This is a genomic window from Microbacterium sp. (assembly GCF_035554235.1).
In the GTDB taxonomy this organism is placed as follows: domain Bacteria; phylum Actinomycetota; class Actinomycetes; order Actinomycetales; family Microbacteriaceae; genus Microbacterium.
In genome coordinates, this window is the sequence record NZ_DATMIO010000215.1 from 1 (window position 1) to 8,438 (window position 8,438).

The 8,438-nt window shown below is 68.5% G+C and carries 8 protein-coding genes; 2 read left to right on the forward strand and 6 right to left on the reverse strand.

Annotated elements, in window-relative coordinates; all coding sequences use genetic code 11:
• Both VNT50_RS11225 and VNT50_RS11230 read left to right on the forward strand, forming a co-directional pair.
• Positions 1-482, forward strand: a 482-nt coding sequence (locus tag VNT50_RS11225) for a dihydrofolate reductase family protein (RefSeq protein ID WP_325485204.1), incomplete at its 5' end; no start/stop codon positions are given.
• 113 nt (positions 483-595) lie between these two features.
• Positions 596-1,153 (forward strand): type IV toxin-antitoxin system AbiEi family antitoxin, encoded by a 558-nt coding sequence (locus tag VNT50_RS11230; RefSeq protein ID WP_325485205.1) that lies wholly within the window; start codon positions 596-598, stop codon positions 1,151-1,153.
• On the opposite strand, the gene VNT50_RS11235 is transcribed toward VNT50_RS11230, so the two are convergent.
• The 6 genes from VNT50_RS11235 to ruvA form a co-directional block, all read right to left on the reverse strand.
• Entirely contained in the window at positions 1,140-3,392 is a 2,253-nt protein-coding gene (locus VNT50_RS11235; RefSeq protein ID WP_325485206.1) for a RelA/SpoT family protein, read from the reverse strand. The genes VNT50_RS11230 and VNT50_RS11235 overlap by 14 nt on opposite strands.
• Before the next feature lie 68 nt (positions 3,393-3,460).
• A complete protein-coding gene (secF, locus tag VNT50_RS11240; RefSeq protein ID WP_325485207.1) occupies positions 3,461-4,450 on the reverse strand; it encodes a protein translocase subunit SecF in 990 nt (329 codons plus the stop codon).
• Complete coding sequence (gene secD, locus VNT50_RS11245) at positions 4,450-6,186, reverse strand: protein translocase subunit SecD (RefSeq protein ID WP_325485208.1); 1,737 nt, start codon at positions 6,184-6,186, stop codon at positions 4,450-4,452. Before secD ends, secF begins: the two co-directional genes overlap by 1 nt.
• Positions 6,187-6,230: 44 nt before the next feature.
• Complete coding sequence (locus VNT50_RS11250) at positions 6,231-6,641, reverse strand: preprotein translocase subunit YajC (RefSeq protein WP_325485209.1); 411 nt, start codon at positions 6,639-6,641, stop codon at positions 6,231-6,233.
• Positions 6,642-6,728: 87 nt separating this feature from the next.
• A complete protein-coding gene (gene ruvB / locus VNT50_RS11255; protein WP_325485210.1) occupies positions 6,729-7,751 on the reverse strand; it encodes a Holliday junction branch migration DNA helicase RuvB in 1,023 nt (340 codons plus the stop codon).
• On the reverse strand, positions 7,744-8,364 hold the full coding sequence (ruvA, locus tag VNT50_RS11260) for a Holliday junction branch migration protein RuvA (RefSeq protein WP_325485211.1): 621 nt from the start codon (positions 8,362-8,364) through the stop codon (positions 7,744-7,746). Before ruvA ends, ruvB begins: the two co-directional genes overlap by 8 nt.
• Positions 8,365-8,438: the final 74 nt, after the last annotated feature.

An 8,438-nucleotide genomic window follows, 5' to 3' on the forward strand; every position in this document is an offset into this window, starting at 1 on the left:
GCTATTGGACCGCCGAGATGGCACGAGCCGATGCCCTGCTGTTCGGCCGGATGACCTACGAGATGATGGAGTCGGCGTGGCGGAGGCCGACCACCGGCGCATGGCCTGACTGGATGGTTGAGTGGCAGGTTCCGTTCGCCGAGACCATCGACCGCGCGAAGAAGCACGTCGTCTCCAGCACGCTGAGCAAGGCGGATTGGAATGCCGAGCTGGTGCGGGGCGACGTGGGGCAGGCGGTCCGGCGGCTCAAACAGGAGCCAGGCGAGGGCCTGTGGGTGGGCGGAGTGACGCTCCCCCTGGCGCTGGCAGATCTGGGACTGATCGACGAGTACGAGTTCGTTGTGCAGCCGGTCATCGCGGGACACGAGCCGACGCTGCTCGCCGGTCTGCGCGAGCGTATCCAGCTCGAGCTCGTGGAACGCAATGAGTTCCGGTCAGGTGCGGTCGCCCTGCGATACCGGCCCACGCGAGCAGCAGCTTGACGTGACGTGTCCCGGCCGGCTTTCGGAGTGAACACTTCCGCCCCCCGGGAGGTTGTCCACAGGGAGGCCGGTTCCCCCGCGTCGGATCGTCGTTCTCGGGCACACTGCGAGACATGCATTCGTCGTACCTGTACTTCGTCGACGGCGCGCTCTCCGCGGCCGAGCTCTCGGCCGCGCGGCTCGACGGTCACCTCGTGGAACTCGGTGAGGGCTACATCCCCGCAGACGCGATCGAGACGACGCACCTGCGGGCGGCATCTTTGTCGGTCCTCCTCGGCGACACGCTGGCGGCGACGCACTTGTCTGCAGCGTGGGTCTTCGGGGCGATTGACGAGGCGCCGGCGCGGCATGCGGTGCAGCGAGCGGTCCCCCGGCGTCTCCATCACCGGATCGACCGCAGATTCCTCTACCGCGATGGATGCATCGAGACCGATGACCTCGTGATCGTGGGCGGGGTGCTCGTGACCACGCCGCCGCGCACGGCGGCCGACCTCGCGCGCCTCGCCGGTGCGGATCCGGCATCCAGCGCGGCGCTGCTCGGCCTCGTGTCGGCGTTTCCCGGCGTGCTCGATTCGGCGCGGGCCTGGTTCGACGCGCACGGACCCGTCCCCGGCAAGCGCGATGGACTGGCGGTCATCGACCGGATGCGGGCCGAGGTCAGGACGACGTGACGCGGTAGACGTCGTACACGGCGTCGATGCGGCGGACGGCGTTGAGCACGCGGTCGAGATGCACGGTATCGCCCATCTCGAAGACGAAGCGGCTGATCGCCAGGCGGTCGTTCGTCGTCGACACGGTGGCCGACAGGATGTTGACGTGATGCTCGCTGAGCACGCGGGTGACGTCGGAGAGCAGGCCGGAGCGATCGAGGGCTTCGACCTGGATCTGCACGAGGAAGACGCTCTTGGTGGTCGGCGCCCACTCCACGTCGATCATCCGCTCGGGGTCGGCCATCAGCGCGCGGACGTTGGTGCAGTCGGTGCGGTGCACAGACACCCCGCTCCCCCGCGTGACGAAGCCAACGACCTCATCGCCCGGCACGGGCGTGCAGCACTTGGCGAGCTTGACCAGGATGTCGGGGGCGCCGCGCACCAGCACGCCCGAGTCTGCGCTCCGCGGCTGGCGCTGCCGGCCGATCTGCGGCAGGTCGATGGGTCCCGTCGTAGAGTCGCCCGCACCGACGAGCGCCGTGACCTTCTCGAGCACCGACTGCGTCGAGACGTGGCCCTCGCCGACGGCGGCGTAGAGCGCCGAGACGTCCTCGTACTTCAGGTGGTGGGCGACTTCCGTGAACGAGTCCTGGCTCATGAGCCGCTGCAGGGGGAGGTTCTGCCGGCGCATCGCGCGGGCGATCGACTCCTTGCCCTGCTCGATCGCCTCTTCGCGGCGCTCCTTCGTGAACCAGCCGCGGATCTTGTTCCGGGCACGGGTGCTGGCGACGAACCCGAGCCAGTCCTGGCTCGGCCCGGCATCCGGGTTCTTCGACGTGAACACCTCGACGACGTCACCGCTCGTGAGCTTCGACTCCAGGGGCACGAGGCGGCCGTTGACCTTCGCCCCCATCGTGCGGTGCCCGACCTCGGTGTGCACCGCATAGGCGAAGTCGACCGGGGTGGCGCCCGCCGGAAGGCCGATGACACGCCCCTTGGGGGTGAAGACGTAGACCTCCTTCGCGCCGATCTCGAAGCGCAGGGAGTCCAGGAACTCCCCGGGATCGGCCGTCTCGGCCTGCCAGTCGGAGATGTGCGCGAGCCAGGCCATGTCGGTGTCCGTCGACTTGCCGTCGGCCTTGCCGCCGTTCACCTGCTCTTTGTACTTCCAGTGCGCGGCGACGCCGAACTCGGCCTGCTGATGCATCTCGTGCGTGCGGATCTGGATCTCGACCGTGCGGCCGCCCGGTCCGATGACCGTCGTGTGCAGGGACTGGTAGAGGTTGAACTTCGGTGTCGCGATGTAGTCCTTGAAGCGACCGGGCAGCGGCGTCCACCGCGAGTGGATCGCCCCGAGCACGGCGTAGCAGTCGCGTACCGTGCCGACCAGCACCCGGATGCCGATGAGGTCGTAGATGTCGTCGAACTCGCGGCCCCGCACCACCATCTTCTGATACACGGAGTACAGCTGCTTCGGGCGCCCCGCCACGCGCCCGCGCACCCGAAGCTCCCGCAGGTCCTCGTCGACGGCGTCGATGACGCTCTGCACGTACTGCTCCCGCTGCGGGGTGCGCTGCTTGACGAGGCTGTCGATCTCGGCGTAGAGCTTGGGGTGCAGGACGGCGAATGAGAGGTCCTCGAGCTCGGATTTGATGGTCTGGATGCCGAGGCGATGCGCGAGCGGAGCATAGATCTCGAGCGTCTCGGTCGCCTTCTTCTGGGCCTTCTCGGGCTGCACGAATCCCCACGTGCGGGCGTTGTGCAGGCGATCGGCGAGCTTGATGAGCAGCACGCGGATGTCTTTGGACATCGCGACGATCATCTTGCGGACGGTCTCGGCCTGGGCGCTCTCGCCGTATTTGACCTTGTCGAGCTTCGTGACGCCGTCCACGAGCATCGCGACCTCGTCGCCGAACTCGGCGGCCAGCTCGTCGAGCGCGTAGCCCGTGTCCTCGACCGTGTCGTGCAGGAGGGCCGCCGCGATCGCGCGCGGACCGAGCCCGAGGTCCGCGAGAATCTGCGCCACCGCGACCGGGTGGGTGATGTAGGCCTCGCCGCTCTGGCGCACCTGACCCTCGTGGGCCTTCGATGCGACCGCGTGGGCGCGCTCGATGACGCTGAGATCGCCCTTCGGGTGGTTCGACCGCACTGTCCTGAGCAGATGCTCGAGATCGTCGCGTCGCGCCGACCGTGAGAAGATGCGCGGTACGAGGCGGCGGAGGCTCGATGATTGCGCGGCGGCCGGTACGGTCTCCGTCATCGAGTCCCTCCCCTGCTGCGCGGACTGTTGGTCAATCCTACGCCCGAGCGGGGGTCAGCCCTTCGCGGCTAGGCCGCCACCGTCGCGCGCTCACGGGCCGCGACGACCCGCGCATCGCGCTCCTTGATCGGCGCTTCGTTCTCGCGGAACAGCGAGTACAGCGGCGCGGCGACGAACAGCGTCGAGTACGTGGCCACGAAGATGCCGACGAAGATCGCGAGCGAGATGTCGGTGAGGGTCTCGGCCCCGAGCCAGAACGCCCCGATGAAGAGGATCGCGCCGACCGGCAGCGCCGCGACGACCGAGGTGTTGATCGAGCGGATCAGCGTCTGGTTGACGGCGAGGTTCACCGATTCGCCGAACGTCCGGCCGGAGATCTCGCCGTCCTCGGTCGTATTCTCGCGGATCTTGTCGAAGACGACCGTCGTGTCGTACAGCGAGTACGAGAGGATCGTGAGGAACCCGATCACGGCCGCGGGCGAGATCTCGAAGCCGGCGAGGGCGTAGATGCCGATCGTGATGATCAGCACGTCCACGAGACCGAGGATGGCCGCCACCGACATCTTCCACGTGCGGAAGTAGAGCGCGAGGATGACGAACGTCAGCGCGAGGAAGATCGCCAGGCCCCACAGGGACTGCCGCGTGACGTCTGCTCCCCAGCTGGGGCCGATGAAGGATGCCGTGACCTCGTCGACCGGTACGTTGTAGGCCGCCGCGAGAGCCTCGGTGACATCCTGCGACTCGGCGGGGGTGAGTTGGTCGGTCTGCACGCGGACGGCCGTGCTGCCGATCGTGGTGACCTTGGTGGTGGCGTCCGGGACGACGCTGTGCACCGCGTCGGTCGCATCCTGCTGGTCGGGCGATTCCAGGCCCGACACCGTGAACTGCGACCCGCCGGTGAACTCGATGGAGAACTGCACCGGCCGGATGAGCGGCACGAGGGCCGATGCGATGACCAGAACCGCCGCGAGGATGAACCACAGCCGGCGACGCCCGACGAACGGGAACGAGGTCTTGCCGGAGTAGAGATCGTTTCCGAGCTGATTCATGGAGCGCATCAGTCGTCTCCCTCCTTGCCGGGGGCCGTGGATGTCGGTGCGGAGGTCTTCGCTGCGGCGAGCTCCGCCTGCTTGCGCTCGGCGATGGTCTGTCGGCGCTCGGCCTCGCCGCGCGAGCGGTTGGCGCGTGCTGCCGCTCCGCCCTTCGCCGACACGGGTGCCGGCGCACGGAACTGCGCGCGGCCACGGTAGACGGCGCCGAGGGCTTCGGGGTCGAGCCCCGACAGCGGGTGCCCCGAGCCGAAGAACCGCGTGCGGGCGAGCAGCTGCATCACGGGGTGCGTGAACAGGATGAAGATCAGGATGTCGATCAGGGTCGTGAGTCCCAGCGTGAAGGCGAAGCCCTTCACCGTCGAGTCGGCCAGGATGTAGAGCACGACGGCCGCCAGGATGTTGATCGACTTCGAGATGTAGATCGTGCGCTTCGCGCGGCCCCAGCCATCCTCGACGGAGGCGGTGATCGACTTCCCGTCTCGGAGTTCGTCCTTTATTCGCTCGAAGTAGACGATGAAGGAGTCGGCGGTGAATCCGATCGTGACGATCAGACCGGCGACGCCGGCGAGCGACAGGCGGAACCCCATTCGCCACGCCAGGATGCACATCGTGATGTAGGTCAGGATGCCCATCACGATGAGCGACGCGATGATCACGAACCCGAGGGCGCGGTAGACGATCAACGAGTACACCGCGACGAGCGCGAGGCCGATGAGGCCCGCGAGCAGGCCGATCTGGAGCTGCTGCGAACCGAGGGTCGCAGAGATGGTGTCGGAGCTGACGACCTGGAAGCTCAGCGGCAGTGCGCCGTACTTGAGCTGATCGGCCAGCGTCTTCGCGGTCTCCTGTGTGAACGAGCCCGTGATGCTGGGTTTGCCGTCGAGGATGGTGCTGTTCATCTGCGGCGCGGAGAGCACGTCTCCGTCGAGCACGAACGCGAACTGGTCGAGCGGCGCGGTGGCCCCGTACAGGCGCTGGCTGATCTTGCCGAACGTCTCGGTGCCCTCCGCGTCGAAGGCGATGTTCACCGCCCAGCGACCGGTGGTCTGCTCGAGCCCGAACGTGGCGTCGTCGATCGAGGACCCGTCGAGTTCGACCGGTCCCAGGATGTACTTCACCGACCCCGTGGGGTCACACGTGATGAGCGGCTGGTCCGACGGGGCGTTCGCAGGGTCATTCGCCGGATCGGCGCAGTCGTAGACCAGGAACTGGGCCTGCAACGCGGGCGTGATCCAGTTCAGGTCGCTGCCGTTCGTGGGCGCTGCCGAGGGCGTGGCGGCGAGTGCCGGATCCGGGGTGGGGTAGGGCGTGCGGTTGCCGTCCTCGCCCACGAAGTCGGTGGCGGGCTCGCCGGCGTAGAGCACGGCGCGCAGCTCGAGCTGCGCGGCGGCCTGGATGCGCTGGCGGGTCTCCTCATCGGCCGTGCCAGGGATCTGGACGACGATGTTGCGACCGCCCTCGGTGGTGACATCCGCCTCGCCGACGCCGGTGGCGTCCACGCGCTGGCGGATGATCGTCACCGCCTGGTTCATCTGCTCGGTGGACGGTGCGGCGCCGTCTTCGGTCTGCGCCTCCAGGATGATCTGGGTGCCGCCCTGCAGATCGAGCGCGAGCTCGGGGGTCCAGGAGCTCTGCTTGAACACGTAGACGCCGAGGGCGTTGATGCCGAAGAGGACGGCCGTGATGATGAGGAGGCCGAGAAGGGCACGCCACGCATGCCGGACAGGGGTGGAAGTCGCCACGAAGGGATCAGCTTTCTGCGGACGCCCGCGAACGGGCGGGCGGTTTAGTCCTCGGTCTTCTTCTTGCCGGTCTCGGGATCGATGGTCGGCTCGACCGCGACATCGTCGATCGACTCGATCGCGGGGGCGTCGTGAGCCTCCTCACCGTCGAGTTCGGGGGCGGCGGTGGGCTCGACGACGCGCAGGATGGCCTGGCTGTGCACCTTGATGACGGTGCCCGGAGCGATCTCGACCTCAGCGGGCTGGTCGAGGTTCTCGGGGTCGTACGCCACGATCGTTCCGTACAGACCGCCCTGCAGCAGCACCTCGGCGCCGGGAACGGTCTGACGAGCCTTCGCCTCCTGCTCGAGCTTCTGCTTCTGCATGCGCTTGCGCGAGTTCCAGAACATGAAGACGAGCAGCACCGCCAGCAGGATGAACAGGCCGTAGTTGGCGAAGAACGATGCGATGTCCATGCGAGGAGGGCAGACCTTTCGGAAGAGGCACGCCGCAACGACGACGACGATGATGCCTGTGGGATTGCGGCGAGAAGCCTTCAGCGATTATAGGTCATCGAGTCTGAGGGCACCGTCCGGGTGGGCGACGCCCAGGTGGGCGTACGCTTCGTGCGTCGCGATGCGTCCGCGTGGCGTGCGCCCCATGAAGCCGATGCGCACGAGATACGGCTCCACCACGCTTTCGACGGTGTCCGGCTCCTCGCCGACGGCGATGGCGAGCGTGCTGAGCCCGACGGGTCCGCCCCGGAAGCGCCTGACGAGGGCTTCGAGCACGGCACGGTCGAGCCGGTCGAGCCCGATCGCGTCGACGTCGTAGAGTTCGAGAGCGGCCTGCACGGCGGGCAGCTCGGCGTCGACGTCGTGAACGAGGACGTAGTCGCGGACGCGCCGGAGCAGCCGGTTCGCGATGCGGGGCGTGCCTCGGGAGCGAAGGGCGATCTCGGCGCGTGCGCGTGCCGGGATGTCGACGCCGAGCATCGCGGCGGAGCGCTGGATCACGCGCTCGAGTTCGGGGGGCTCGTAGTACTCGAGGTGGGCGGTGAACCCGAATCGGTCGCGCAGCGGGTTGGGAAGAAGGCCGGATCTCGTGGTGGCGCCGACGAGGGTGAACGGCGCCAGGTCGAGGGGAATGCTCGTCGCGCCCGCGCCCTTTCCGACCATGATGTCGATGCGGAAGTCCTCCATCGCGAGGTAGAGCATCTCTTCGGCCGATCGCGCCATGCGGTGGATCTCGTCGATGAACAGCACTTCGCCCGAGGTGAGGCTCGACAGGAGCGCGGCGAGGTCGCCGGCGTGCTGGATGGCGGGTCCGCTCGACAGCCGCAGCGGGCGCGCGCTCTCGTGCGCGACAATCATCGCGAGGGTCGTCTTGCCCAGGCCGGGCGGGCCCGAGAGAAGGATGTGGTCGGCCGGGCGCTGCTGGATGCGGGCCGCATCGAGCATCAGCTGCAGCTGGCCGCGCACTTTGTGCTGCCCCACGAATTCCGCGAGGGAGGCGGGCCTCAGCGCGCCCTCGATGGCGAGTTCGGTCTCGTCGATCGGGTCTTCGGCGTCCAGGGCGTCACCCACGCGCGGCTCCCTGGGGTGCCGGGCCGAGCGACGCGAGCGTGAGCCGGAGAAGCGACGGGACGGAGGCGCGGTCGGCCGCGGATGCCTCGGCCGCCGCCGTCGTGACGGCCTCCGTCGCGACGCGCTCGGGCCAGCCCAGTCCCGTGAGGGCCTCTGCGACCTGGGTGAGCACCGCGGCGGGGGCGTGAACGCTCCGGGCCGCGGTGCGCACCGGTGCCTCGAGCTTGCCCGCGAGCTGCACGACGATGAGCTTGGCGGTCTTGGGGCCGATGCCGGAGACGCGGCGGAACGGCGCGTCGTCGTCTGCCGCCACCGCCTCGGCGATCTGTTCGACCGAGAGGCCGGAAAGCACGCCGAGCGCGGATTTCGGGCCGACGCCGGTGACCCCCAGCAGCAGGCCGAAGGCGGTGAGCTCTTCACGGGTCTCGAAGCCGAAGAGAGACAGGGCGTCCTCGCGGACGACGAGGTGCGTGTGCACCCGGACGGCGTCGCCGACGCGTGTCGAACGCGCGAGGCCGGCGGTGACGGCGACCGCGAGGCCTACTCCCCCGACCTCGACCACCAGGGTGTCCGCGTCGACGTGCGCGGCGGTTCCCCGAAGAGAGGAGATCATGCAACCACCCTAAGCGGGGGTGCCGACAGGCTCAGGGTGCCACGCGGGGTGCCCGCCCGCGCACCGGGCGCGCG

What these genes read in the sequence shown, in the direction of transcription:
- VNT50_RS11230 (WP_325485205.1), top strand. Translation starts at nt 596, where the DNA reads ATGCATTCGTCGTACCTGTACTTCGTCGACGGCGCGCTCTCCGCGGCC.
- VNT50_RS11235 (WP_325485206.1), bottom strand. Translation starts at nt 3,392, where the DNA reads ATGACGGAGACCGTACCGGCCGCCGCGCAATCATCGAGCCTCCGCCGC.
- secF (WP_325485207.1), bottom strand. Translation starts at nt 4,450, where the DNA reads ATGCGCTCCATGAATCAGCTCGGAAACGATCTCTACTCCGGCAAGACC.
- VNT50_RS11250 (WP_325485209.1), bottom strand. Translation starts at nt 6,641, where the DNA reads ATGGACATCGCATCGTTCTTCGCCAACTACGGCCTGTTCATCCTGCTG.
- ruvA (WP_325485211.1), bottom strand. Translation starts at nt 8,364, where the DNA reads ATGATCTCCTCTCTTCGGGGAACCGCCGCGCACGTCGACGCGGACACC.